Consider the following 26930-nt stretch of genomic DNA (forward strand, 5'->3'; position numbering starts at 1 on the left):
ATTTAAAGTTCCTTATCAAGCACGAACTGAGCTTTCTTCTGCGAAAATCCAATACGTGTATAGAAACGTACCGCATCTTCTCTAGTTTGGTTGGTGCGCACTCTTAATTTGTTCACTCCAATTTGTGCTGCCCAGCGTTCACAGGTTTCAACAAGTTGTCTGCCGATCCCTTCTCCGCGATACTGCCCATCGACCACCAAACCACAAATTTCAACAAAGGGTGGAGATTCAATTAACATTCGCACATTGGCGTGAATCCATCCGATTAATTGGCTATCCGACTCTGCTACATAAATAGCATGATCTTTACGATTTCTGATATCTTGAAGTCTATCTGCTAGCTCTTCGATAATTAAAGGATATCCAAGCTCACTGGATAGTTTTGCAATTTCTTGCGTGTCGCTATATGAAGCTGTCCTAATATGTATGATCATCCGCCACCTTAAAATGTTGTTTCATGCTGCTTTTTTATTATAGTTCATCTCATTCAGAGGAACATCTCTATGTAAATTACTTCGTACTATTTCGATAAGTGGATGGGGATAGACCCATCGTCTTTTTGAAATATTTAGAGAAATGAGCCAATTCCATGCCGACTTGTTCCGCAATATCTGAAATGCTGTAATCTGTGTAAGAAAGCTGTCTTTTAGCGTGCTCCATACGTTTCAATTGAACATAGGCCATTGGAGTCACCCCCATGAATCTTTTGAAATAAGGTATAAAATAGTTCGGGTGCAGGTGGACAAGCACTGCTAGTTCATCAATCTCTATGGGCTTATTTAGACAATTATCGATGTAATGGAGCACATGAGCCAGCTTACCATGGTCTCCGGTGTGTATGAATTGCGTCATAAAGTCTGTGTGACTACTGTCGCTCGATTCAAGACAAGTGGCAATGAGATTAAGTAAACAAGCCTGAGTGCGAAGGATAGATAAGACATCGTCCTTTTGAAATTGTTCGATCATCTCCACGAAAGTTGCCTTTATTGAATCTGGATTAGGCGAATCACAGATGTATAATTTTTTCTCCGCATGGAATAAGGGCCATTCTCCAATGTCAGCATCAAAGTGGCAGTAATAACGGATATATGGATCATCGATAGAAGTTTCGGTAGTTTGTGTGCTCCCCGCAGGCATGATCATTAGCTGACCTGGCTTCGGATAGTAGGTAATCCCGTTTATAATTACTTTCCCCTCACCCCCATCAATAAAATACAGCCGATTAAAAGCGGGGGTTTCCAGCGTGCGGTTCCATCCGGGATATCTATTACTAAGTTGGGCATGGGTCACAGTAACCTTGAGATTCTGCAGGAGACGTCCTGATAAGTTCCCTGAATTGTTCATCATTTAACTCCTTTAAAGCTTTTATATCCTCATTATAACGGTTTCATTTAACTAAAACATCTTACTCAAATACAAATAGTTCTTAATTTCGATCATGTTCATGTCCTTAAATAAAGTATATCCTCTAACCATAACCATTAATAAGGAAGTGATCAGAGATGGGTACAGTTCGTTATGGGATTATTGGTATTGGAAATATGGGAACCGCACATGCGCAAAGTCTGCTGAGTGAGATTAAGGGGGCTGAGCTTACAGCCGTATGTGATATAAGAGAAGAACGTTTGAAATGGGCTGAAGAGCAGTTACCTGAGAATGTTAGGAAATATTCTACGCCGAAGGAATTATTCGAGTCACGTATCATGGATGCGGTATTAATCTGTACTCCGCATTATGATCATCCTACACTTGCAATCGAAGCTTTTCAGCATGGTTATCATGTACTAGTGGAGAAGCCTGCAGGTGTTTATACGAAAGCTGTTCAACAGATGAACGATGCTGCAGCACAGTCTGACCGCAAATTTGGAATCATGTACAATCAGCGTACAAATCCTTTGTATCAGAAGCTGAGAGATCTTATTCAGTCTGGTGAGTTAGGTGAGATCCGCCGGACGAATTGGATTATTACCGACTGGTATAGATCGCAGAACTACTATAATTCTGGTGGCTGGCGGGCGACATGGGCGGGTGAAGGTGGCGGGGTATTGCTTAATCAAGATCCTCATCAGCTAGATTTATGGCAATGGACGACAGGCATGATGCCGAAGCGGATAAGAGCATTTTGCCACCTTGGAAAATATCGCAACATTGAGGTTGAAGATGATGTAACCGCTTATGTGGAATACGAGAATGGCGCTACAGGTCTGTTTATTACTACAACTGGAGAGGCACCGGGAACTAATCGTTTTGAAATCAATGGCGATAATGGAAAAATCGTAGTGGAAGACGGGAAGCTAACCTTTTGGCGTTTACGTACACCGGAGCCGCAGTTCAACGCAGAGTTCACGGGAGGTTTCGGTAGTCCGGAATGTTGGAAATGTGAGATACCTGTACAAGATGGCGGAGGAGAGCAGCATAAAGGAATTCTACGGAACTTTACGAATGCCATTTTGCATGATGAGGCATTACTTGCTCCCGGGGAGGAAGGGATTAAGGGGCTAACCCTTTCAAATGCCATGTATTTATCGGCTTGGACGGACAATTGGGTGGAGCTTCCGATGGATTCGGATTTATTCTACGAAAAGCTGATGGAAAAAGTAAAAAACTCGACTTTCCAAAAGGAAACCTCAGAAACTAAAACATTGAATGTTAAAGGAACTCATTAAATAGAAGAAAGAGAGAGGTTAAATCCTATGAAACGTTCGACGATTGCGGCTCAAATGTACACGTTACGTGATTATACTCAAACTGCGGAGGATTTAAGATCAACTTTTCAAAAGGTATCGGCAATGGGTTATGAGAGCATTCAGATTTCATCCATTGGACCGATTGATCCGATGCTCGTTAAAGAATATGCGGATGAAGCAGGGCTGGTTATATGTGCGACCCATGTGTCCTGGGATCGATTAGTGAATGATCTGGATGCGCTAGCCGCAGAGCATAAGCTGTGGAATTGCAAATATATTGGACTTGGAAGTTTACCAGAAGAATTTCGTACGGGACTTGAAAGCTACCGGAACTTTGCGAAATTGATATCTGAAATTGCAATAACATTAAAAGAACAACACGGTCTGCAATTTGTTTATCATAATCATGATTTTGAATTTGAACGCTTTGAAGGTACTACTGGAATGGAAGTACTGCTCAATGAGACTGATCCATCAGTTGGTTTCATAATTGATTTATATTGGGTGCAGGCAGGTGGCGCGAGTCCGGAAGAATGGATACGTAAAGTTGAAGGCAGAATGCAGGTTGTGCATTTAAAGGATATGGCGATAGTTGATAGGAAACAGGTTTTTGCTGAAATAGGCGAAGGAAACATGAACTATGCGGAGATCATTACTACTTGTCGTGGGACGGGTGTTGAATGGTACGTAGTGGAGCAGGATGTTTGTAGACGTGATCCTTTTGAGAGCTTAGAGATGAGTCTGCGCTATCTCATTAGCTTATTATAGAATCGATAAGAAACCGTTAGGAGGATTCTGATGAATAGAATAGATGGGATGACCTATGCACCCACATATGAAGCTAAACCTGTAGTGAAGCCAGGTGAATTCATCATCGCAGCTATTGCACTCGATCACGGTCATATTTACGGGATGTGTAATGGGCTCGTTGAGGCTGGTGCAGAGCTGAAATGGGTATATGATCCGGATGAAGAGAAAGTTAAAGCATTCATAGCCAAATATCCTGGAGTTAGGGCTGCTGAGTCTATGGATGAAATATTGGAAGATCCAGAGGTTCGCTTAGTTGCAGCGGCTGCTATTCCTTCAGAACGAGGTCCCTTAGGAAATAAGGTTATGGCTCACGGGAAGGATTATTTTACGGATAAAACCCCTTTTACAACACTTGAACAACTGAATGATGCTAGAGCTATGGTCGTAGCAACCAATCAGAAGTATATGGTTTACTATAGTGAGCGTCTTCATGTTGAAAGCGCAATCTATGCGGGACAGTTGATCCGTCAGGGGGCTATTGGTCGTGTTCTTCAAGTCATTGGATTAGGGCCGCATCGTTTAAATGCATCTAGCCGTCCAGAATGGTTTTTCGAGCGGGAGAAATATGGAGGAATTCTATGCGATATTGGCAGCCACCAAATTGAACAATTTTTGTATTATACAGATTGTCAGGATGCTTCAGTTGTTCACAGTAAGGTAGCAAATTATAATCATTCGTCTTACCCTGAATTGGAGGACTTCGGTGATGCGACGCTTGTTGGGGACAATGGGGCAACCCAATACTTCCGTGTAGATTGGTTTACACCTGATGGGCTCGGAACCTGGGGAGATGGACGTACAATGATCATGGGGACTGGAGGCTATATTGAATTGCGAAAATATACTGATGTCGGGCGTTCAAATACAACAGATCATGTGTACTGGGTGAACGGAGAAGGGGAGCATTATGAACATGTGGCTGGAAAAGTTGGTTTTCCGTTCTTTGGTGAACTTATACTCGATTGTCTGAACCGGACTGAGCTGGCCATGACTCAAGCACATGTCTTCAAAGCTGCTGAACTATGTTTGAAGGCTCAAGCCCAAGCGATGAATCTAACTCCTAATCAACTGAAATAGCGAATGGAATAATGAATGGAGGTGGTAAAGATGAACAAACTTGGAGTAGCGATTATTGGCTGCGGGGCGATATTTCCTCTCCATGCTAAAGCAATATCAGCAATAAAAGATGTAAATCTACTTCTAGTTGCAGATATTGATGCTGATAAAGCTACACGAGCGGGAATAGAATATGCCTGCGATGCCACTGATGATTATAGAGAAATATTAAATGATAATCGTATTGATGTTGTTCATCTCTGTACACCTCATCATCTTCATGCAGAAATGGCTGAAGAGCTATTACGTGCGGGGAAGCATGTGTTAACTGAAAAGCCAATCGCCGTTGACCTTCCTTCAGCCATACGCATGCTGGAAGCAGCGCAAGAGAGCTCCGGCCAGCTTGGTGTGGTGTTCCAGAATCGTTATAATGATGCTTCCGTTTATATTAAGAAGACTATAGATTCTGGTGATTTAGGGAAACTACTTTGTATGAAAGGTGTCGTAACCTGGCATCGAAACGAAAGTTACTACAAAGATAGCAATTGGAGAGGAAGGTGGTCCACGGAAGGCGGAGGTGTTCTAATTAATCAGACCATTCATACCTTGGATTTACTACAGTGGTATGGGGGGGAGATTAAATCCGTGAAAGGCAGTATTACCACGGATGTGCTTGATGGCGTCATTGAAGTAGAAGATACTGCCCATGCTTGTATCGACTTTGCCAATAATGTTCGCGGGCTGTTTTATGGCACGAATACCTATCTTGAGAACTCTCCGGTGGAGTTGGAGCTAGTTTTTGAAGAGGGGACGCTTAACCTCCGTCGAGAGCACTTATATCTTTGGAAAGATGGGAAGGAAACCTTGGTTTGTGAGCCTATGTTCAGTCCTGCGGAAGGCAAATCGTATTGGGGGACTGGGCATAAGAGACTAATTGAGGACTTCTATGACCATATTTTCAGTGGATCAAAGTTTTGGCTGGATGGCCCTGAGGGGATAAAGGCGCTGGAACTGGTGAAGCGTATTTATAGCTCATCGCAGAGGAACAAATAAGTCATAAATATAGCGAAGGCTGTTCCATATGTAGATTTATCTACGAATGAGGCAGCTTTTTCGTGTTTAGTGACTTCCCGCATTTGGTTAAACACTAAGAAGACTACGACTTGCAGAGGAAGATGGATTTGATTAATTCTCCTTAGTGGAATAATCTAAAGTAAGTATAGGTTATTAACAGCAAGATATCTGGAGGGTGCATACAATATGGAGAAAATACTACTGAACATTAGAACGAACACCAAGCTAATTTCCATTGTGCAGACCATTGTTTTTATCTTTGTCATATTATACGTACTGATGTTTCTTTCTGGTGGATTATTCACCACCTTTTTTATTATGCTCATTGCTTGTTTTGTTAGTGTAATTGCTGCTTTACTCATGCTAATTCGAAAAAGCTTCTTATGGGCAATTGTTGATCTTGCTGCTGCGGGCAGTATGTTCATTTATTTTATTTATAATGCTTAACTGTTATTAATCCTTGCAAGAAGCGGATTTATGGCTGTAGCATAAGCTCCTTAACCTGGAGGACTTATTTCTCTCTTTTTTGCAAGCTTTTAAATAATTTATTTTTTTCATATAATAGTAGATATTAAATTTATAAATAATTGTAATACACTCGGATAAGGGTATAATTGAGACAGAAAAGGTGTGACGCCTAAGAAGGAGCGCCCACATCCTTTCTGCAAAATTCAGGGGATAAGGATGGTAATAATGGGCAAAAGTGCAACTGAAACAGACGTCATTTTAATTGGTGCTGGAATCATGAGTGCGACTTTAGGAACACTTTTAAAAGAATTAGTGCCGGATTGGAAGATTAAAGTGTTTGAAAAGCTCGAAAATGCAGGTGAGGAAAGCTCTAATGAATGGAATAATGCAGGAACTGGACATGCGGCGCTCTGCGAGCTTAACTACACTGTCGAAAAATCCGACGGAACTGTAGATATAAGTAAAGCCATCCAAATTAATGAACAGTTTCAACTTTCAATGCAATTTTGGTCTTATTTGGTAAATCGTAAGTTGATACATAATCCTCAGGATTTTATCATGCCCTTGCCCCATATGAGTTTAGTACTAGGGGAGAAGAATGTAGCTTTTTTGAAGAGAAGATTTGAAGCGCTGTCAAAAAATCCTTTGTTCCAAGGAATGGAATTTTCCGATGATTCTAGCAAATTAATGGAATGGATACCGCTTATTATACAAAATCGTCCATCGAATGAACCTATAGCAGCAACAAAAATCGACTCAGGCACAGATGTTAACTTTGGTGCTTTAACGCGTATGTTATTTGATCACTTAAAGAGTAAGAATGTAGATCTCCATTATAAACATAGTGTGGATGGAATCAAACGTGCTAGCGATGGGTCGTGGGACTTGAGAGTGAAGAACGACAGCGGTGCTATTGAACACCATACTGCAAAATTTGTCTTTGTTGGTGGCGGGGGAGGAAGCTTGCATATCCTGCAAAAATCCGGTATTCCTGAAGGGAAACATATTGGCGGATTCCCGGTAAGTGGAATATTTATGGTGTGTAATAAACCAGAAGTTATAGCCCAGCATCATGCAAAAGTATACGGTAAAGCTAAAGTTGGAGCGCCTCCAATGTCTGTTCCGCATCTGGACACTAGATTTATTGACAACAAAAAATCGTTGTTATTTGGACCGTTTGCTGGCTTCTCACCAAAATTTTTAAAAACGGGTTCAATGTTTGATTTGATCACTTCCGTAAAACCGGATAATCTCCTAACGATGCTGTCGGCAGGTGCAAAGAACATGTCTTTGACCAAATACCTGATCGAGCAAGTGTTGTTATCGAAAGAAAAACGCATGGAGGAATTACGAGAGTTTATCCCGAATGCCAAAATAGAGGATTGGGATCTAGTTGTAGCAGGCCAACGCGTACAGGTAATCAAAGATACAGAGGATGGCAAAGGTATCCTTCAATTCGGTACAGAGGTAATTAGCGCCGCAGATGGTTCGATTGCAGCATTGCTTGGGGCTTCCCCAGGTGCTTCTACGGCTGTTCACGTGATGCTTGAAGTACTTAACAAATGTTTCCCTCAGCATATAAAAGAGTGGGAACCGAAAATTAAAGAAATGATTCCTTCTTATGGTCTGTCACTACTGGAAAATCCAGAGCTTTTGCATGAAGTGCACACATTAACGGCAACTACATTGGGTCTAGGTGGAAAAGAGCGAGTGCATAGTTAAGCAATGATCAATCGCTCGAAAGTATGATAATTGACAGAGATTTTCTTCAAGAAAGCCTATGGATTTCATTCATAGGCTTTTTGTATAGGGAAATTGAACAGAAAAGTGGGGTATATATGAAACGAGGAATCACTTTTAAGATTCCAAATGATTACGGGAAAATACTTGGAGATCTGTTAAAGCCATTTAATACGGAAACATTCAATTGGTATATAGGTGGCGAGGAATCTTATTTTATTCAAAACGATACGTTAGGAGAGGTCATGTTCCATGAAGAAATTTATGGAATGGACGGCAACGTCCTGAAAGAACTGTTGGAGAATAACGAATACTATATCATCTTTGCGAACTTCAAGGCTTTTCTACGAGAGAAGGACGTAATAGATGTTCAGACCTATGAGGAGTTTTTAAATAGTGATTGCCAGCTTGTACTTTTAGTCGTCGACAGTGAATATGCTACAGTTTATTGTAAAGATGAGGGGATGCTTGAAGCACTGTGTCATAACGCAATTTCAAATGGATATGATGATGTGCAATACATTACGAATGAAAATGACTTCAGAACAAGATTATCAGTATGGTAGAAGGAAACCGTAAGGTTGATTTGACGAACAAATCATTCATTTGTTACAATGACCCCATCAATTAGGAAAAGGATGAGGACGATGGTTCGTCGTTTGAAACGGTTTAAGAATGTCGCTACTGTATCAAGCTTCTAAGTATAAATGCTATAAATTACTTAGAAGCGAGGAAAAGAAAATGAAAAAACATCAATTTAACCACTGGTCTGAAATTAAGTATTTAAAGGATATTGTCACCAACCCAATGATTGAAGTAGGGGAGTACTCTTACTATTCTGGTTATTACGATAATCTTGATTTTGAAGATGGTTGCGTCAGATATCTTTGGGGAGACGAAACATCGAGAAAGTTATTTAACCCGATCGAAGATTATGGTTGGCATTTAGATAAATTGATTATAGGAAATTATGTTTGTATTGCAAGTGGTGTAATTATTTTAATGGGTGGAAATCACAATCATCATCCTGAATGGATTACCGTGTATCCTTTTGTGGACCAGGTTGAAACCTCTTACGAACCTAAAGGTGATACGATCATAGAGAGTGATGCTTGGATTGGGATGAATGCAATGATTATGCCAGGTGTGAAAATAGGTGAAGGTGCTATTGTTGCGGCAGGCTCGGTTGTTGTAAAAGACGTTTCACCATATACAATAGTAGGTGGCAATCCTGCTAAAGAGATTAGAAAACGATTTACAGATCGTGAAATCGAAAAGTTAAAGGAAATGCGTTGGTTTGATTGGAAACGTGAGAAAATTGAACAAGCTACGCCTATCTTTTCAAGTTCATCGATTGATCAATTATATGAGTTTTATCTAAGAGAAATAAAATCATAACACAATCACAACAGGCTGCCGCAATTATTCGGCAGCCTGTTCTTTTATCAGTTAAGGTAGTTTAACAATAATTGTTCTTTACCAGATTAATCCTAATTAGTATGATAATATGAATGGGCTCATCTAATCTCTTGGGAGGAAAGTTTGCTAGATATATGAAATATATTGAATTTGGTCTAGGCAATACATGGTTTATTAGAACCGAAACGGAGTTAGAGGATGGAAGTGAAAACTATGGATAAAATATTAAATGAAATAGCCAATTTGATAAGCAGTGAGGAAAAAAGAGTTACTATTGGGATTTCGGGTCATGGTGCATCTGGAAAGACAACGTTTGCCCATAATCTTTTAAAGCTTCTGGGTCAAGAGGACGTAAATTATATTAATACTGATCCCTATATTATCGGCTCTCATCTTAGAAAGTACACTTTAATCGAGTATGAGTATAACAATGAAACTCATCATAATAAAATGACAGCTTGTCATCCTGCTGCTCATAATGTATCCGCTTTAGAGAGAGATATTCGAATGATGCGAGAGGGTTTAGATTTTTATACAATAGACACAAATTATTTAAAGAGTACTTTAATAGCTTCACACAATAGAGTGAATATTGTAGAAGGCATGAGCGTTGCTTTTTCAGACCCGAATTTGTTTGATCTGAAAGTTTACTTATATACGGATGGAGAAACTGAATTGATGAGAAGGAGTCTACGAGATGTCTCTGAAAGAGGAACAAATATTAATGATTTAAGAAAATCTCATGAAGAGCGTAGAATTCAATATGAGTTATTTATGCATCCTTATCATCGAAACTTTGATATCGTTTTAAAAAATTCCAATGAAGGTTATATTCTTGAAAATGAATTCAGGAGGGAATTATGAATCTTGCAAATAGAATAACAATCGCCAGAATATTATTAATCCCTATCTTTATAGTGCTTTTCACAAAATACCCTGATTGGCCAGAGGGGATTTATTATGCAGCTATTGTTTTTTTACTCGCATCAGCTACTGACAAACTAGATGGGTATATTGCTAGGAAGTATAATCAGGTTACGAACCTTGGGAAGTTACTTGATCCATTAGCGGATAAGTTACTCATATCTGCAGCGTTGATCCTACTAGTAAGTCAGCAGATGTTATACGCATGGGTTGCTTTAGTTATTGTAGCAAGGGAAGTTATCATTACAGGAATTAGACTTGTCGCTGCTTCTCAGAAAATAGTTCTGCAAGCTGATCAATACGGTAAAATTAAAATGGTATCTCAAGTAGTAGCAATTACCGCAGTTATGTTTGCAAACCACCCATTCACCTTTTTTACGAATATACCTTTCGATCAAATCCTTATCTATATTGCATTAATCATAACTGTCTATTCTGGCTTTAACTACATAAAAAATAACTATCGTTCTTTAAAATTAGAGAGATGAGGATAAAAGTCCGCCATCACCCGCATGTTTAATTATAATTGTTTATTACCCTCGATATCTTTTCTGAGATGCTATACTTTTTAAGCAAAAGCTGCCTCACGGTAGCTTTTTTTTGCGGTTTATGGAATTATCAATACTTAATCAAGTGGATACAACTCAACTTTACGTTCCCATTGCAGATTGTACAATAGAAATCACTATTCTCGCTCATTAACTACCGTCTACAGTACTTTGTGCAATCAAACTACGGGAAATGTGCTATAATGGGCAATTTTCATTGGATCGGTTGTACAAAATACAACAGAAGTATCATTCAGCTCGATTTAAATAAGTTCTGTTGCACAAAATACAATGGCTAAGAACGATAATCTTAGAAGCCTGTGTTCAAAATTGAACTATTGACACAAAAGTGTATTACACGTATAGTACATAAATAAGATGTATGAACCACTTAGTACACACACTTAGTATATGGAGTTGGTTGTATGACAGAAGAACAAAAATCAGGTGTCAGCTTTAATATTCGAGAACCGGTATATATTCAAGTTGTCCGTTACTTTAAAGAACAGATTGCTACAGGGCAAATCGGAGCAGGAGACAAGATTCCTTCACGGCGTGAGCTGGCATCAGTAATGAAGATTAATGCGAACACGGCACAGAAGGCATATAAGGAAATGGAGGAACAGGGTTTGATCGTAACAGAAGGAAATTCCCCAAGTCGAATTACACAGGATCAGCAAATACTAAGCTCGATTCGTGCTGAATTAATCGAAAGTGCAGTGGATATATTCATCGGTTCCATTCGGAATATTCAAATTCCAGTTGAAGAACTGGTAGACATCATAAAGACAAAATATACATCAGAGCGATCTCCAGAGGGTGGTGACACAAGATGATCCAAGTGAATCAGATGGTGAAGAATTACGGATTCAAGAAGGTACTAAATGGCGTTAGCTTCACTGCTGCCAAGGGAGAGATCACCTGCCTGATCGGAATCAATGGTGCCGGAAAGTCAACGGTGCTGAAGTCCATCATGGGACTGACACCGTACAAAGGTGAAGTCTTAATCGATAATGCATCACTAATACCTTCGATGTATGAGAAAATGACTTTTATTCCAGATTCGTTAACGATGCCCTCCAATATGCGAATTGCTGATTGCTTCAGCTTTATGGCTGACTTTTATCGGAATTGGAACGCTGAACGTGCAGAGGAATTGCTTAAGTTCTTCCAACTGAGCTCTAAAGATCGCGTGTCTTCATTGTCGAAGGGGATGGCTGCGAAGTTAAATTTGTTGCTCGGACTTGCCTTGGATTGTGATTATATCCTAATGGACGAACCGTTCTCGGGGATTGATATGTTCAGCCGCGAGCAAATTACTGATGTGTTCACGAGTGAATTGATCGAGGATCGTGGTGTGATTATTACAACTCATGAAATTAACGATATTGAGCATTTAATTGATAAAGTGGTCTTGCTACAGCATGGGAAGGTAGAACGTGAATTCTACTGTGAAGAAGTTCGCGAGCAGGAAGGTAAGTCCATTACGGACGTAATGAGAGAGGTGTACATGAAATGAGAGCTTTTGTGAAGCTATTGAATTTTGAAATGAACCGATTTGCCAAAATATATTTTGGACTCCTGGTGCTGACAGTCGCCTTGCAACTTGTAGCAGTCACCCTCGGTGCTAATCATTGGCTGGATTCTGCGAATGAGGCAATGAGAGTGAATCAATGGACCCTTGAGCAATATCACAATGTGACTGGATATATTCAGCTAAACAGTATGATGTATGCTCGCTATAATGGACTTCTATATTTCGGACCCATATTTTTGAGCATCACAGTGTTGCTAATATATAGCTGCTTCATCTGGTACCGTGACTGGAGAGGTAAAAATACGGTAGTATATCGCCTGCTCACGTTGCCATCCAATCGGGCGAATTTGTATTTTGCCAAGCTGGTTACGATCTTGCTATTCGCATTTGGACTTGTTGCCCTGCAAATTATCCTTGTTCCACTGGAGCGTTTGATAGCACAGTCGATTCTTCCTGCTGAAATATATCGGAACATCTCGGTATTTGATTTTTTGAAGTATCCTACTGTGCTTAAAGTTCTGGTTCCGCCCTACTTTTCTGAGTTTGTACTATACTATGGACTGGGCATTATTGGCTTGATCGTCTTGTTCACAGTGATTCTAATCGAGCGGAGCTACAGACTGAAAGGGATTGGCTTTATCGTACTATATTTAGCGGTTCTGGCTGGACTAGCCTCAATACTATTTCTTATGGGTTATAGCAGTTACGATAGCTACTTCTATCCAGGTGAAATCATAGGCGCTTGTCTCGGATTAATAGTGATCATTGTTGGAGGTTCGCTTTGGTACAGCTTGTATCTATTGCGTAAGAAAATATCGGTATAATTGAAGGGGTATGGAGGTTAAGGAATGAGAAAATATATGGTTACCGCCGTTCTTGTAGTGTTCGCGGTTGTTACAATCGGGACGTATTATGTACAAGCTTCACAAGAGACACCACCTAATTATAAGCTGACGACGGTTCAAGGGGATGCTTCCCTCGTTGAAGGTATAGCTGTATACGGAAACTACATGATTAAGGATAGTACTTTTGGCATCAAACGAGCTTATATCACGACAAATGGTACAGATTATCCAGATGAAAAGTCTGCGATTAGCCAAAGTTTAAATCGAAGACCAATGAAAACGCAATTGGATCAGTGGATTGAAGAGCATCGTCAGTTCATGCGCGGTAAGACAAACACATCTGGTTTCTATGAGAATGAGGAAATGCTTGCTTATGTTAAGGCGACAGTAGATACGAAGCGATCAAATGATTCATCAGCGAAGAGAAATGCAAAGCTTAGTATTTCTGTACTCAACAAGCAGAAGAACAATACGCTTGAAATCACATCCGATATCAATGTAGATCATGATATTTCAGATATGTATGTACAAAATGTACAGCTTATTGATCAGCAGCTTGTTGCTATGGTGTTTATGAATCACAGTGCCAAAGGTTATGTATCTGAACCGCAGATCCTCCGTGTCAATCTAACCACAAAAGAGATTAAGAATGAGCCGCTCGCGTTACCAGGCGGTAAATCTGTAGCGGCAGACGGGGATACTCAATATGCATGGCTAGCCAATCAAAATCTGGAGCACACGGAGCAATGGATTTTAAGGATTAGTAGAGATAATCATAGAAAGGCATATCAAGTGGATGTTAAGACAGGACAAATCTCTCCACTCACATTCCAAGGGCATGAAATGTTATTGAATAATATTATGAATGCCTATGGACAGAAAATTTATTTCCTGCAAAAAGCTGTATCGAGTAAGGAAAATATAGGATTCACTGTTATTTCTTACGATCTCGTGAGTAAAGAATATGAGACTACTCTGAAGAATACAAATATAGATTTAAGTGAAAACATTACCTATGCTTTTAAACAAGACCATCTCTATATTATGGGTTATAAGAATTTCAAAGGTAATCGTCTATATGTATTCAATTTGACAAGCGGTAACCTTGAGTACGAAGGAAAAGTAATATCAACAGAGGCCGCAAATCAGGTTGAAGATGAAGCTAACATGGATTTGAATTTTATCGATCTCGGTCAGTTCTAGCATAATTTTTAGAATAGAAAATGAGATATAAAGAGACATAAAGAGACATAAAGAGATATAAAGAGATATAAAAAGGTGACAAAGGCCGGGCTAATGACTTTTAATAGTCAATTAGCTCGGCCTTTTTAGTCGTGAAATATAAAACAGTCATTAAACACTATTTTTCGATTAAAATATATTGTAAAACGATAAACTATATGTTAGATTCAATTTTGAAAATAACTTTGTGAGGTGTGTTTTATGAAACTTGGATCAACGCTTTTTTTAAGGATAGCTGTTGTTCTTATTGGACTTCCAGTTCTTGCCTTGTGTATAATTTTTGTGCCTGCGATTTCGAATTATGCAGCAGAATTATACCCTGATCAAACCTATATTAAATATCTCTTGTACATTGATTTGTATGCATCGGCGATACCTTTTTACTTTGCATTGTATCAAGCGATCAAACTGTTAGGGTATATTGACAACAACAACGCTTTCTCAGAATTATCTGTAAAGGTATTAAAAAATATCAGGAACTGTGCAATTGCAATCAGTGGAATTTATGTAGTGGGATTGCCACTTTTCTATCTCGTCGCGGAGAGAGATGATGCCCCAGGGTTCATTGTCATTGGGCTGGTTGTGATTTTTGCTTCCATGGTGATTGCAGTGTTTGCTGCGGTGCTCCAAAAGCTTTTGAAGGAAGCTATTGATATAAAATCAGAAAATGACTTAACGGTCTGAGGAGAAAACAATGGCGATTATTATTAATATTGACGTGATGCTGGCTAAAAGAAAAATGAGCGTGACCGAGCTTTCGGAGCGGGTTGGAATAACAATGGCTAACCTGTCTATATTGAAAAATGGAAAGGCGAAAGCGGTTCGATTATCAACATTAGAGGCGATCTGCAAAGCTTTAGATTGTCAGCCTGGCGATATTTTAGAATACAAAAGTGACGAGGAGACTTAAGAAATAAATGAATAGTAGAGGCAGGGCTCTTTTCTCAATCTTTATGAGAAGGGGGCCTTTTTGATGTGCAATAATTGGAGGTGAAAAATAATAAGGGGATATATTAATGATAAAAAATAATTGTAATACAATCTATATATATTGAATAACGATAAATTATGTGATAAATTGAATCCAGATTATTAACTTTGTGAGGTGCAGTTTATGAAACGAGAAACACTCTTTTTAAAGATAGTTGTAATTCTTATTGGACTTCCGGTTCTTGCTTTGTGTATTTTTTGGTTACCTACGATACCTAACAAGGCAGCTGGAGATTATCCGGTGTATTTGGTTTATCCCGTTCTTATAGGGGTGTATGTAACAGTGATAGCCTATTTCGTAGCTTTATATCAGGCGTTAAGACTTCTAAGCTATATTGACAAGAACAAAGCGTTCTCAGAACTATCCATTAAGGCTTTAAAAAATATAATTTACTGTGCAATCATCATCAGTATCTTATATGCGGCAGGTATGCCACTTATTTACGAAATGGCACAGGGAGCCGATGCACCAGGTCTAATCGTACTTGGACTTGTCATGACTTGTGCTCCAATTGTGATTGCGGTCTTTGCTGCTGTTCTTCAAAAGCTCTTGAAAAATGCCATAGAAATAAAATCAGAAAATGACTTAACAGTCTGAGGTGAAAATAATGGCGATTATAGTGAATATTGACGTGATGTTAGCTAAAAGAAAAATGAGCGTTACAGAGCTTACAGAAAGGGTTGGAATAACAATGGCCAATCTTTCTATATTGAAAAATGGAAAAGCAAAAGCGATTCGACTATCAACATTTGATGCGATTTGTAAAGCTTTAGAATGTCAGCCTGGAGATATTTTAGAATACCTAATGGACGAAGATGCTTAAATCGTAATGAGTAATCGACTCCGCAGATTGAAAAGAACAGCATTGCCTGGAAAGGAGAGATCATCATTGAAATCAATAACGCAGTTTCTGCATTTTGGCTATCATCAGGCGATGAGTTGCATATTTCCTATTGCGATCTTTGGGACTTTAGCTCTCTCTAACGTAATAGATCTGCCTTACATTTACCGATATGATGCCATTCTTATTATATTGCTTACCGTTCAATATCTTATGTACCGTACTGGATTAGAGACGCTTGATGAAATTAAAGTCATCTGTGTATTTCACATTATTGGTTTGCTGCTGGAAATTTATAAGATAAGAATGGGGTCATGGTCATACCCTGAACCCGGGCTAACCAAGGTGTTTGGAGTGCCACTGTATAGCGGGTTTATGTACGCGAGCGTCGCGAGCTATATGTGTCAAATTTGGCGTAGACTGAAAATGGATATGACGGGCTGGCCGGGACTTGCTGCTGCTGGATCGCTCGGAGCAGCTATCTATCTGAACTTTTTCACGCATCACTTCATTCCTGATTTTCGATGGTGGCTAAAGGGGCTTGTACTCATTGTTTTTTGGAAAACTCGGATCATTTATCGGGTACGAAACACTACTTATCGGATGCCCTTGACACTGGCTTTTTTCTTAGTTGGTTTTTTTATCTGGTTAGCTGAGAATATCGCTACATTCTTTAATGCTTGGAAATATCCTGATCAGAATCAGGTATGGCATGTCGTTAGTGTCAGTAAGATCAGTTCATGGTTCCTTCTGGTCATTATTAGTGTCATTATAGTTGCTCAGCTTAAACATGTTAAAGCTAACCGTAACGCGAAAGAGTAGAGTATTGTCTTCAAAGGAAATAGTAGTACATGGAGTAAGAACAAATTAGTGATGAGGGGGAGATGAGATGGAATATACAGATTTAAAAGAATTGCAGGATGTGTTTTTCTTTGGTCTAATAGAGCCAGAGGTAAATCAACTAAGGTTATCTTTTTGTAATAGCAAAGCTAGTGATATAGCTCAGCCTCTTATGGATGGTGAGAAAAGCTCTCCCATAATACAAGTTGATTTTCACTCCTATATTGCATATTCGATTAGAAATGAATTCTTTACTTCTGGGGATGATTACGAGGAATTTGACGGAAAAACATTTAGGATTTATAAGAAATCAAGGTATCTTGATTTTATTTCTAATGGAATATTTGCATCAAAGGATTTTCCAAAACCATATAAGCACTATGGGATCTGTTGTATTGACCACGTCGTTGATATTATTTCAACGTCGGAACCAGTTGTAAGGGAAATTATATAGATCTGAATTTCTTTCCAGAGTATAGAAGAAAGCAGCTGATTGCACATGCTTGTCTTTTTTAACGATTAGAGTTATTATGGATTTTCAAAGTCGTTAATGGAGGTGCTGAATGAAATATTCCCAAGCGACAGACTATGCGCTTCATGCAATGCTTTATCTGGTGACGGCGGCGTCCGATAAGCCTGTAGGCGTTCAATTACTTGCTGAGAAGCTGGGTGTTTCGCAAACCTATCTGTCCAAAATGATGACCAAGCTAGTCAAGGCTGGATTGATTCAATCTGCACCCGGTGCAAACGGTGGGTATCGTCTCAGACGGAAGTCCGAAGAGATCTCTTTTCTGGATATTATCCATGCGATCGAAGGGACTGCATCTTTGTTCGAATGTAGCCTGGATCACGGTAGCGAGTGCCTGATTCAACAGGTTGTGATTGACGCTGAAAGACAGATGGAGCAGTACTTGGAGAACAAGAAAATTGCAGATTTGGCGAAAACAATGAAGACGGAGTAAAGATCCGTTCTTTTTTGAATATAATTAAAGATAATATAAGTCCGTAATGACTTTAATATAAAGGAGAATGAAATATGACGGAATTCTGGGAATCAAGCTTTATAGAAAAACAAACGATGTGGGGATTTGAACCTACAGACTCTGCGATCGCCACTAAGGACTTTTTCCTTGAGAGGAATGTTAAAGACATATTGGTACCAGGGATTGGATATGGCAGGAATGCAAAGGTTTTTATAGAGAGTGGGATAAATGTAACGGGTATTGAGATTTCTCAAACAGCAATTGATTTGGCGAGGCAAAATGGAATTGATATTAGCATTTTTCATGGTTCAGTGAATGACATGCCGTATGATAATAACCTCTATGAAGGAATATTTTGCCATGGTCTTATTCATCTGTTGAATAAAAGTGAAAGAGAAAAGTTCATTAAGGATTGCTACAACCAGTTAAAGCCAGGTGGTTATATGATTTTTACAACAGTTTCGAAAAATGCTCCAATGTTTGGAAAAGGTACTCTATTGGATAAAAATTACTATGAGACAGATTATGGCGTGAAAATATTTTTTTATGATGCTGAATCCATTACACAAGAGTTTGAAACCTATGGACTAGTTGAGTTCTCTGAAATTGACGAGCCGCACAAGGACATGATCAATAAACCGTCGATAAACTTTTTAATGGTAAAATGTAAGAAAGAACTATAGAAAAATTTCGACATATCGAAGATAATATATTTCAAAAGAAGGCAGGTGTTATGTTGATGAGCAATATTATTGATTATTACTCAAGCTTTGACGAGTGGGGCAGGCTGGATAGAGAACCTTTAGAGTTCATTATTAATCTCCATTATATCAAGAAATATATGCCATCAGCTGGGAAGGTGCTGGATAATGGCGCAGGACCCGGTAAATACGCGATGGAACTGGCTAAGCTCGGATATACAGTAACCCTTTCAGATATCACACCTAAATTAGTTGAAGTAGCAACGGAAAAGGCAGCTGAACTAGAATTAATTAAGCAATTTGACGGGTTTCATAACTTAAATGCTATTGATTTAGAAGGAATACCTAATGAGAATTATGATGTTTCATTGATGCTCGGTCCTTTGTATCATTTGCAGAAGGAAGAGGAACGAATTTTAGCAGTAAAAGAGTTGCATCGCGTGACCAAGCAAGATGGCTTAGTATTCGTGGCTTTTCAAAGTCGAATGAGAATGACCATTAATTCGTTACAATCCCCGCAGCAGTGGAAACCGAACGATAATATGAACACCATCAATGAATTCTATGAGAGCGGAATCTTTAATCATAGTGACAAGGGCCGATTTACAGGTGCTTATTATTTTAACATTGATGAGATTCAGCCTTTCATGGAAAGGAATGGATTTGAGTCGATAGATTTAATTGGTTCATCAAGTATTGCAGCCATGTTATCTGCAGAGCAGCAACAGTATTGGACTCACCAAGAGGGGGAAGAGAGCTTGATTAACTTTCTCATATCCAAAGCAAATGATCCCTCAATCTTGGGCATCTCATCCCATTTGTTATACATCGGTAAAAGAAAATAAAAAAGAGCGCCAGTTTCTTAACTGGCGTCTTAATTTTATAAATGACAGACTACTTTACAAATGTAGTGTGTAGCGGTTCGCTTTACTCAACCCGCGGATCATTTCGATTTCCTCCGAAGACAGTGGGGCTGACTTAGCAGCCGTTACATTATTCTTCAACTGCTCCATACTACTCGCTCCAGGGATAATAACCGCTACAGACGGATTAGCTAGAGGATAATGAAGTGCAGTTTGTGCTAAGGGGCGAGAGTGGCTCGTTTCCTGGATAAGCTGATCATGCAACTTCAGAAGCTCCTCACTGCTGTAATCTAAGTACTTCTTCTCTGCCTTACTGCGACCGTTCTCCGAAAGGATGCCACCCGCCAAAGGACCCCGGGCAATAAGACTGATCCCATGCTCGGCCAGCAGAGGGAGGATTTCCTCCTCAGGACGTCGATCTAAAATGCTGTATTGGCTCATTACACTGACAATATTTGATTTTTTTACATATTCTCTAATGACATTAGGTCGAATAGAAGAGATCCCATAATATCGGATTAGCCCCTCTTGCTTAAGTTCTTCAAAGGCTTCAATAGTTTCATCTATCGGATCATCAATCGTTCCGCCATGCAGCTGATACAGATCGATATAATCCGTTTGGAGGCGTCTTAGGCTGTCTTTGACTGCGGATTTAATATAGGATTTTGATGGATCCCAGCTCCAGCCTTCTTGACCTGGAATTCTGCGGTTACCCACTTTTGTACTCAATATCACCTCACCGCGGCGGTGGCGAATCGCCTTACCAATGATCTCTTCATTACGACCCTCATCATACAGATCGGCTGTATCTAAAAAGTTAATGCCTTGATCGAGCGCTTCATGGACGATGGAAATGGCTTGTGCCTCATCCGTACCTAAGGACATGCATCCGAGTCCTACTTCACTTACATATAAATCGGACTGACCCAAACGATTTTTATTCATAGGTTGTTCCTTTCTAATTCCGTTGTTTGTTATATTATAACGCCTTAAAGCATCGAATTCGAATGTAAATGAATGATTTCCTTTGACATTATAACCTAGAAGCATTATCGTCATAGCATATGTTATTTACTAGATGATGATGGATAGGGAGAGACTTGAACATATGGAACAAGCAATGTTTGCAGGTGGTTGCTTTTGGTGCATGGTTACACCGTTCGAGGAGTTACCAGGTATCCAAGGGATTGTATCGGGATATGCTGGAGGATTAACTGAGAACCCAACTTACGAAGAAGTCAAAACAGGAACAACAGGACATTACGAGGTGGTACAAATTACGTTTGATCCATCGCATTTTTCATACGAGAAGCTGCTTGAATTATATTGGCCTCAGATTGATCCCACGGATGATGGTGGACAATTTCAGGATAGAGGAACACAATATCGGACAGCCATCTTTTACTATAACGAAGAACAACGTTTAGCAGCCCTTGCCTCGAAGGAGCAGGTTGCTGTGAGTGGCAGATTCTCAGGACCCGTTGTGACGGAAATCCTTCCAGCGCCAACCTTTTATCGGGCGGAAGAATATCATCAGGACTATCATCACAAGAATCCCAAGCATTATAAAGAGGATCGTGAGCAATCCGGACGGGATTCCTTTATCGCTAAACACTGGTAATTGCAGAAACGGAATTTCTAAAGTAAAAGAGCATCCTAAGTCGTTTATGGCTTACAGGTGCTCTTTTTACATCATATACAAATTTTATATATTTTAAATTCTACATACTTTCTACACATTTATAGACTAAACTACTCTAAATCAAGCGAGAAATTTAAAATGGAGGGTTTAGGATGAAAAAAATCATACCCATAGTTGCTGTAACATTGCTTCTAAGTTCAGTGTTAGCTGGCTGTCAATCGAGCAATAATGCCCCATCTGGATCAGATAAGCAAGCTTCTATATCTTCAGTGGATCAACCGTGGATCGCAACAAAAAACACAACTCGAATAAATTCTTCTGACCCTACTGAGGCAGCAGTTATCGTTTCACAAACCCTATGGACTGCACAGACGAAGAACAACAGACCTTCAAGTGTAGTATTGACGGATGTAAGCAATTGGCAGATTGCCGCGGTTAGTGCGGATTTGATCCATCATCCGAATAATGGCCCTATTCTTTTTACAACTAAAGAGGGTGTCCCTGAGGCAACGTTAGCAGAGCTTAAGCGATTGAATCCTTTAGGCGCAGAAGGTAATAATGGTGTACAAGTAGTGCTCGTCGGACCCATGGCTTCCAATGTCGAAGAACAATTAAAGACACTGGATCTGAAATTAGACCGAATTGAAGGGGATGAGCCGGCAGCTGTAGCACAAGCCATTGATACTTATTATGCAAAAGCTTCTGGTGAACTTCCAAAGGCAGTCATTGTAGGTTCTATGGATAGTCCTGAGTACACACTGCCTGCAGTGAATTGGATCGCCCATATGCCAGAGCCGCTTCTCTATGTAACAAAAGATGAAATTCCAGACCCTACGGTTAATGCTTTGAAAGAGCGTGGAGGCTCGGCTAAAATTTATATCTTAGGACCTGAAAAAGTTGTATCTACAGCAGTAGAAAAGCAATTACAGGAATTCGGCACAGTAACCCGTATAGCTGGAAAAGACATTTATGAGAATGCCATTGCTTTTGCTACTTTTAAGGACGCCAGCAACGGTTTCGGCTGGGACATAACGACACCTGGACATAACTTGTCTTTGTTGACTACCGATTCAACGATGCTGGCGATCGCCGCTGCACCTTTTTCGCATTTAGGGAAACATGCACCGCTTATCTTTACGGAAAAAGATGGGTTGCCAGATTCCGTGATGGAATATATGATGACCCTTCAACCTAAATTTCAAGATTCACCAGCAGAAGGCCCCTATAATCATGCTTGGTTAACTGGGGACATCAACGCAATAAAAGAAAGTGCTCAAAGCGAAATCGATGATATGCTGGAAATCTCACCGGCTGCAGGAGGCAATCCACATTCCGGTCACTAAGCCACGAAGAGGGTGAACAACTTGAATAAGCTTCAGGTACTGATCGTTGACGATGAATGGAACATGCGAAATTTAATTCGGATTTATTTAACAAGAGAAGGAATAACGACTAGAGAAGCGTCAACGGGGCATGAGGCACTCACTTTGCTGAAACAACAGAACTTTGATCTAATCCTGCTGGATGTGATGATGCCAGATATGGATGGCTGGCAGGTCTGTAAAGCCGTTAGAGAGGTAAGCTCTGTCCCCGTTCTAATGCTAACAGCTCGCTCGGAAACTAAGGACAAGGTTCGTGGCCTCGGAATAGGAGCGGATGACTATCTCACCAAACCGTTCGAGCCAGAGGAATTAGTCGCAAGAATTTATTCTTTGGTACGGCGTTCAATGCTTACATCGACCCAACAACCTCTGAAAAAGGTTCTGAGCTACCCTGAGCTAGCGATTTACCCGGATGCTCGTGAGGTACATATTCTGGATACAGCAGTTGAGTTTACACTCAAGGAATTTGATCTGCTAACGGCCTTGGCGCAAAATGCGCACCGTGTCTTTACGAGAGAAGAACTAGTGGAGCGTTTATGGGGCAATGATTATGAGGGTGAGAACCGTGTCATCGACACACATATTAAGAATATTCGCGAGAAATTACATAAGGCGGGTCTGTCTTATAATCCTGTTCAAACGGTATGGGGATTAGGCTATAAATTTGAGATCCCAGGTAATCATCTATGAAGAATAATATTATCGGACTGAAGCTCGGGTCAGTTATTATGTCTGTTTTTTTAGTTGTTTTGCTTATTCTTGGGATAACGATAGATCGAATGTTTACCAGTTTTTATTACAACGAGATGCAAAAAGAAACTGAGGAACTAACCTCGCATTTTATCGGAATGGCTGAATCGCCGGATAGTTCAAACGAGCAGATGATGAGTACTTTTGCAGAGTTTTCGGACGTGAGTATATTTAATATTTCAAAAGACGGTAGTGTCATTCTCCATTCGGGTGTTCATGACCGCGCAGATCGTTCATTCATAAATGCTTCGGATATTAGTCGGATATTTGCCGGAAAAAGTGTGGATTTTGAGTATACAGATCCTACTGGACACAGATATTTCATCACTGGAAAACCAATTTCAAATGGTCAAACCATCCAGTCTGCACTATATGTAATGTCCTCTACAGAGAACATGAAGCAATCCTTGGTTTCTATCCGTAACCTACTGTTGCTCGCAGGAATTGGGGCCTTTATATTGGCACTAGGAATTACGGGAATAATTAGTTTGTTGTTATCCAGGCCGCTGATCAAGATGCAGAAGGCGACTAGAAAAATTGCTGCCGGTGAATTGGAAACGAGACTTTCCATACGTAGTAACGATGAAATCGGATTTTTAGCAGGAGCTATTAACGACCTTGCTATAGATCTGCAAAGATACAGGGATACGCGTCAGGAATTTTTAGCCAACATTTCTCATGAACTGCGGACACCCATCACCTATTTGAAAGGGTATACCAAGGTCGTAAAAGATGGACTCTATGAGAACGAAGGGGAACGAGATCTGTATTTGGATATTATTCACGAGGAAGCGCATCGGCTTGAGCATCTGGTAGAAGATTTATTTGAACTGGCAAAGATGGAAGAAGGCAAGATCTCACTTACGCTGGACTGGATAGATCTTAAGCACATGGCAGAACAAGCGGTACGCAGAGTGGAATTGAAAGCCAAAGAAAAGGGACTTCAGCTGAAGATTATGTATCATGGAGATTCGTATAGGGTTCGTGGAGATGAAAAGCGTATGGAACAGATTATGATGAATCTTCTGGAGAATGCGATCCGTTATACGGATGAAGGTGAGATTACTGTCCATGTAGATGAGGATGTCGACGGGGATACCGTTTTATTTATTGTAGAGGATACCGGAATAGGTATTCCTGAGGAAGAACTACCCTATGTCTTTGAACGCTTCTACAGAGTTGAGAAATCACGATCCAGGCAATATGGTGGTACAGGTCTTGGACTATCCATTGTTAAAAAGCTTGTAGAATTACAGGGCGGTAAGATTCGAATTACAAGTCAGCCTGGAGTTGGAACCCGTTGCGAGGTGCTGTTACCTAGATTAACAAAATCCGAAAAATAAGAGCCAAAAGAGACTTTGCGTATGTACGCGAAGTCTCTTTTTTCTTGAAGTCAACTAACGCTATTTTGCTGGCTCAAGCTCTTCAAGTGCCCATTCGCAAAATTGTATAGAGCTCTCCATATCGAGCACACGTTTCCGAATGAGTAAATAGCGTCCAAAAGTCGTTGCTTTTAATTCACGAGTCTCACCTCGTTCATCACGTAAGACTTCGTTAGCCTTCAGCAAGACCTTGTATCGTTCTAGCTCGCTTTTACAAAATTCCGCTCGTTTTTGTAGAAGTTCTTTTGCCTCCTCGGGTTTGGAGAGCCATAGACTATACAGCTTAAAATGTAGCTCGTCACGTAGAACTGGAGGCTCTGCTGGAGTCTCCACCCATCTCCGCAATTGCTCAAGTCCTGCTTTCGTAATGGAGTATTCCTTTTTATCCGGCTTATCCGACTGCTCAATGAGCTGATATGAAATATAACCTTGCTGCTCCATGCTCATTAGAAGAGGGTAGATTTGACTATGTCCTGCTCGCCATAACGGTTTGATATTCTGTGTTAATTCATATCCAGACAACGAATTAGCACTAAGTAAAGTAAGAAGTCCATAAGACAGTGTATTCATTACTCTGAAGCCCTCCAGTTATTATATATCCGTTATTATTGTGATTTTTAGGCATATGTCATCATTGACATATATTCAATATGATTATAACATTATTTAAGTTATATTATATATGTAAAAGTAGACATATAAAAAAGATAAGGAGGGGTAGCGTGGACGTTAAACAAGAAAGTAAAATTCATTTTTGGCCTATAATGATTGCCATATTCTTCGGAAACTTCGTCTCTGTCTTAAGTACAACGACCATCAACATAGCTGTTCCTCTTTTAATGAATCATTTCCATTCGAACCTGAACACTATGCAATGGATGGTTACAGGTTTTATGTTAGCAACGGGAGTAACTGCACCACTTGCCGGATATCTGGGAGGCAGATTTAGCTATAAGCGACTGTATCTATTCGCTTTGATGGGATTCACCATGTTCTCCCTACTCTGTGCAATAGCTTGGAATCCAACCTCTCTGATTGTATTTCGAATGCTTCAGGGGTCTTGCAGCGGGCTGATTATGGCCTGTACGATGACGATTATATTCCAAGTGATTCCAGCTGAACGCAGACCCTTCGCCGTGAGCCTATGGTCGCTATCCGCGATGGTAGCCCCAGCCATAGGTCCGACATTTAGTGGATGGTTACTTCAGTATGCTAGCTGGCACTGGTTATTTTTAATTAACATTCCCATTGGGATCATTGCTATTATTCTAACCGTAACGTTAATTCCATACTATCGAATGAATGTTCCGAAATCATTTGATATTCCTGGCTTCCTAACTGTTGTACTGGGCAGCTTATCTTTATTAACCGCATTTAGCCAAGGCAATAGCTGGGGATGGAGCTCATGGAAGACCCTATCCTTAATACTTGTGGGGATCGTACTTTTAGTTTTCTTCGTCTTGCACGAGCTGAAGGCGGAAGTACCACTGCTGAATCTGCGTGTCTTTCGAAATCGGCGCTTTACTGCCATGCTTAGTATCTATAGTTTGGTGACGATAGCAATGTATGCTGGAACTTACTTAACTCCATTGTTCTTACAAACGGTAGAAGGAGCAACAACACTTAAAACGGGGCTTATCTTATTGCCATCTTCGATTCTGCTGGCTTTACTTAGTCCAATCGTGGGTAAGATGTATCCAAAGTTTGGGCCTGTGAAGTTAATTTCTGCTGGTATTTTATTTATTTTCATCGGTTTATTCATGATGAGCCGGCTGCATACAAATGTTTCTTACAGCTTCATTATGTGGGCAATGGTTGTTCGGAATTTAGGTATTGGATTAGCTAACGTTCCGAGTAGCACAGCGTCTATGGAGGAAATTCCAGTCGAATGGTCAGGTCATGCCACATCGATCAACAACTGGGTTCGGAATGTGTTAAGCTCACTTGGGATTGCGGTGTTCACTTCTATTTTGTCCACAAGATCCTTACTGCACTCTAAAGAATTGATCAGTTCAGGTGCAGGTAATGCAGATTCGATAAGATTATTATCGTTCACTATGGGTGTGAATGATGTATTCGTAGTCGGCTCTATCATCGTGTTGTTTGGATTACCACTTATGTTTTTATTGCGCAAGAAGCGTAGTGTGATTTCTGTTCAAAGTGCGGGATAACCTTCGCATCACATTAGAAAAGCAGACCAAGGGC

Annotated in this window: 33 protein-coding genes; 29 read left to right on the forward strand and 4 right to left on the reverse strand. The window is 40.1% G+C overall.

Translation table 11 applies throughout. The annotated features are described in order from the left end of the window. Positions 1-2 precede the first annotated feature (2 nt). Positions 3-434 carry a GNAT family N-acetyltransferase gene (locus NYE25_RS03950; protein ID WP_341145156.1) on the reverse strand — a complete coding sequence of 144 codons (432 nt, stop codon included), beginning with the start codon at positions 432-434 and terminating at the stop codon, positions 3-5. A 76-nt stretch (positions 435-510) separates the two neighbouring features. Then, positions 511-1347 (reverse strand): helix-turn-helix domain-containing protein, encoded by an 837-nt coding sequence (locus tag NYE25_RS03955; protein ID WP_341145157.1) that lies wholly within the window; start codon positions 1345-1347, stop codon positions 511-513. 155 nt (positions 1348-1502) lie between these two features. Here NYE25_RS03955 and NYE25_RS03960 point away from each other — a divergent pair, with 155 nt between their 5' ends. The 24 genes from NYE25_RS03960 (at position 1503) to NYE25_RS04075 (ending at position 19551) form a co-directional block, all read left to right on the forward strand. Continuing rightward, positions 1503-2666: a Gfo/Idh/MocA family protein gene (locus NYE25_RS03960; protein WP_341054573.1), complete on the forward strand. Its 1164-nt coding sequence runs from the start codon at positions 1503-1505 to the stop codon at positions 2664-2666. A 27-nt stretch (positions 2667-2693) separates the two neighbouring features. Beyond that, a complete protein-coding gene (locus tag NYE25_RS03965) occupies positions 2694-3455 on the forward strand; it encodes a sugar phosphate isomerase/epimerase family protein (protein ID WP_341145158.1) in 762 nt (253 codons plus the stop codon). A 30-nt stretch (positions 3456-3485) separates the two neighbouring features. Beyond that, positions 3486-4574, forward strand: a complete 1089-nt coding sequence (locus NYE25_RS03970; protein ID WP_341145159.1) for a Gfo/Idh/MocA family protein — start codon at positions 3486-3488, stop codon at positions 4572-4574. A gap of 30 nt (positions 4575-4604) precedes the next feature. Next, positions 4605-5606 carry a Gfo/Idh/MocA family protein gene (locus NYE25_RS03975; RefSeq protein WP_341145160.1) on the forward strand — a complete coding sequence of 334 codons (1002 nt, stop codon included), beginning with the start codon at positions 4605-4607 and terminating at the stop codon, positions 5604-5606. A gap of 207 nt (positions 5607-5813) precedes the next feature. Next, positions 5814-6074: a hypothetical protein gene (locus NYE25_RS03980; protein WP_341145161.1), complete on the forward strand. Its 261-nt coding sequence runs from the start codon at positions 5814-5816 to the stop codon at positions 6072-6074. Between the two features lie 246 nt (positions 6075-6320). Beyond that, on the forward strand, positions 6321-7817 hold the full coding sequence (locus NYE25_RS03985; RefSeq protein WP_341145162.1) for a malate:quinone oxidoreductase: 1497 nt from the start codon (positions 6321-6323) through the stop codon (positions 7815-7817). Between the two features lie 116 nt (positions 7818-7933). After that, positions 7934-8401 carry a DUF2691 family protein gene (locus NYE25_RS03990; RefSeq protein WP_341145163.1) on the forward strand — a complete coding sequence of 156 codons (468 nt, stop codon included), beginning with the start codon at positions 7934-7936 and terminating at the stop codon, positions 8399-8401. Positions 8402-8576: 175 nt separating this feature from the next. Then, the gene (locus tag NYE25_RS03995) at positions 8577-9233 is read left to right on the forward strand and encodes a CatB-related O-acetyltransferase (protein ID WP_341145164.1); all 657 of its coding nucleotides are present in this window, start codon (positions 8577-8579) and stop codon (positions 9231-9233) included. A gap of 155 nt (positions 9234-9388) precedes the next feature. Beyond that, the gene (locus NYE25_RS04000) at positions 9389-9475 is read left to right on the forward strand and encodes a DUF3977 family protein (RefSeq protein ID WP_341147674.1); all 87 of its coding nucleotides are present in this window, start codon (positions 9389-9391) and stop codon (positions 9473-9475) included. Beyond that, the gene (locus tag NYE25_RS04005) at positions 9468-10118 is read left to right on the forward strand and encodes a uridine kinase family protein (RefSeq protein ID WP_341147675.1); all 651 of its coding nucleotides are present in this window, start codon (positions 9468-9470) and stop codon (positions 10116-10118) included. The genes NYE25_RS04000 and NYE25_RS04005 overlap by 8 nt, the downstream gene beginning before the upstream one ends. Continuing rightward, the gene (gene pgsA / locus NYE25_RS04010; RefSeq protein WP_341054595.1) at positions 10115-10666 is read left to right on the forward strand and encodes a CDP-diacylglycerol--glycerol-3-phosphate 3-phosphatidyltransferase; all 552 of its coding nucleotides are present in this window, start codon (positions 10115-10117) and stop codon (positions 10664-10666) included. Before NYE25_RS04005 ends, pgsA begins: the two co-directional genes overlap by 4 nt. Before the next feature lie 485 nt (positions 10667-11151). Next, positions 11152-11562 (forward strand): GntR family transcriptional regulator, encoded by a 411-nt coding sequence (locus NYE25_RS04015; protein ID WP_042187923.1) that lies wholly within the window; start codon positions 11152-11154, stop codon positions 11560-11562. Then, positions 11559-12245: an ATP-binding cassette domain-containing protein gene (locus NYE25_RS04020; RefSeq protein ID WP_076285825.1), complete on the forward strand. Its 687-nt coding sequence runs from the start codon at positions 11559-11561 to the stop codon at positions 12243-12245. The genes NYE25_RS04015 and NYE25_RS04020 overlap by 4 nt, the downstream gene beginning before the upstream one ends. Beyond that, positions 12242-13087: a hypothetical protein gene (locus NYE25_RS04025; RefSeq protein ID WP_341145165.1), complete on the forward strand. Its 846-nt coding sequence runs from the start codon at positions 12242-12244 to the stop codon at positions 13085-13087. The genes NYE25_RS04020 and NYE25_RS04025 overlap by 4 nt, the downstream gene beginning before the upstream one ends. A gap of 24 nt (positions 13088-13111) precedes the next feature. Continuing rightward, positions 13112-14311, forward strand: a complete 1200-nt coding sequence (locus tag NYE25_RS04030; RefSeq protein ID WP_341145166.1) for a hypothetical protein — start codon at positions 13112-13114, stop codon at positions 14309-14311. Between the two features lie 240 nt (positions 14312-14551). Continuing rightward, positions 14552-15034: a DUF2975 domain-containing protein gene (locus tag NYE25_RS04035; RefSeq protein WP_341128065.1), complete on the forward strand. Its 483-nt coding sequence runs from the start codon at positions 14552-14554 to the stop codon at positions 15032-15034. A gap of 10 nt (positions 15035-15044) precedes the next feature. After that, positions 15045-15260 (forward strand): helix-turn-helix domain-containing protein, encoded by a 216-nt coding sequence (locus NYE25_RS04040; RefSeq protein ID WP_042127458.1) that lies wholly within the window; start codon positions 15045-15047, stop codon positions 15258-15260. 204 nt (positions 15261-15464) lie between these two features. Next, entirely contained in the window at positions 15465-15938 is a 474-nt protein-coding gene (locus NYE25_RS04045; protein WP_341145167.1) for a DUF2975 domain-containing protein, read from the forward strand. A gap of 10 nt (positions 15939-15948) precedes the next feature. After that, positions 15949-16164, forward strand: a complete 216-nt coding sequence (locus NYE25_RS04050; RefSeq protein ID WP_042187934.1) for a helix-turn-helix domain-containing protein — start codon at positions 15949-15951, stop codon at positions 16162-16164. Positions 16165-16230: 66 nt separating this feature from the next. Next, positions 16231-17004 (forward strand): DUF817 domain-containing protein, encoded by a 774-nt coding sequence (locus NYE25_RS04055; RefSeq protein ID WP_341145168.1) that lies wholly within the window; start codon positions 16231-16233, stop codon positions 17002-17004. Between the two features lie 67 nt (positions 17005-17071). Continuing rightward, entirely contained in the window at positions 17072-17476 is a 405-nt protein-coding gene (locus NYE25_RS04060) for a hypothetical protein (RefSeq protein ID WP_341054606.1), read from the forward strand. Positions 17477-17585: 109 nt separating this feature from the next. Next, positions 17586-17984 carry an RrF2 family transcriptional regulator gene (locus NYE25_RS04065; protein WP_042127470.1) on the forward strand — a complete coding sequence of 133 codons (399 nt, stop codon included), beginning with the start codon at positions 17586-17588 and terminating at the stop codon, positions 17982-17984. A gap of 74 nt (positions 17985-18058) precedes the next feature. Beyond that, positions 18059-18688 (forward strand): class I SAM-dependent methyltransferase, encoded by a 630-nt coding sequence (locus tag NYE25_RS04070; protein ID WP_042187938.1) that lies wholly within the window; start codon positions 18059-18061, stop codon positions 18686-18688. A gap of 56 nt (positions 18689-18744) precedes the next feature. After that, positions 18745-19551, forward strand: coding sequence for a class I SAM-dependent methyltransferase (locus tag NYE25_RS04075; protein WP_341147676.1), 807 nt, complete (start codon positions 18745-18747; stop codon positions 19549-19551). Between the two features lie 54 nt (positions 19552-19605). Here NYE25_RS04075 and NYE25_RS04080 read toward each other — a convergent pair whose 3' ends face one another. Beyond that, complete coding sequence (locus tag NYE25_RS04080; RefSeq protein WP_340969272.1) at positions 19606-20514, reverse strand: aldo/keto reductase; 909 nt, start codon at positions 20512-20514, stop codon at positions 19606-19608. Between the two features lie 163 nt (positions 20515-20677). On the opposite strand from NYE25_RS04080, the gene msrA reads away from it, so the two are divergent. The 4 genes from msrA (at position 20678) to NYE25_RS04100 (ending at position 24686) form a co-directional block, all read left to right on the forward strand. Continuing rightward, positions 20678-21190 (forward strand): peptide-methionine (S)-S-oxide reductase MsrA, encoded by a 513-nt coding sequence (gene msrA / locus NYE25_RS04085; RefSeq protein ID WP_341145169.1) that lies wholly within the window; start codon positions 20678-20680, stop codon positions 21188-21190. Positions 21191-21363: 173 nt separating this feature from the next. Beyond that, positions 21364-22554 (forward strand): cell wall-binding repeat-containing protein, encoded by a 1191-nt coding sequence (locus tag NYE25_RS04090; RefSeq protein WP_341145170.1) that lies wholly within the window; start codon positions 21364-21366, stop codon positions 22552-22554. A gap of 21 nt (positions 22555-22575) precedes the next feature. Beyond that, on the forward strand, positions 22576-23283 hold the full coding sequence (locus NYE25_RS04095) for a response regulator transcription factor (RefSeq protein WP_179086671.1): 708 nt from the start codon (positions 22576-22578) through the stop codon (positions 23281-23283). Beyond that, complete coding sequence (locus NYE25_RS04100) at positions 23280-24686, forward strand: sensor histidine kinase (protein ID WP_341145171.1); 1407 nt, start codon at positions 23280-23282, stop codon at positions 24684-24686. Before NYE25_RS04095 ends, NYE25_RS04100 begins: the two co-directional genes overlap by 4 nt. Before the next feature lie 60 nt (positions 24687-24746). On the opposite strand, the gene NYE25_RS04105 is transcribed toward NYE25_RS04100, so the two are convergent. Then, positions 24747-25295, reverse strand: coding sequence for a PadR family transcriptional regulator (locus NYE25_RS04105; RefSeq protein ID WP_341054616.1), 549 nt, complete (start codon positions 25293-25295; stop codon positions 24747-24749). A 152-nt stretch (positions 25296-25447) separates the two neighbouring features. Here NYE25_RS04105 and NYE25_RS04110 point away from each other — a divergent pair, with 152 nt between their 5' ends. Beyond that, positions 25448-26896 (forward strand): MDR family MFS transporter, encoded by a 1449-nt coding sequence (locus NYE25_RS04110; RefSeq protein WP_341145172.1) that lies wholly within the window; start codon positions 25448-25450, stop codon positions 26894-26896. Positions 26897-26930: the final 34 nt, after the last annotated feature.

The sequence above is a fragment of the Paenibacillus sp. FSL E2-8871 genome (assembly GCF_038000345.1).
GTDB lineage: Bacteria > Bacillota > Bacilli > Paenibacillales > Paenibacillaceae > Paenibacillus_AQ.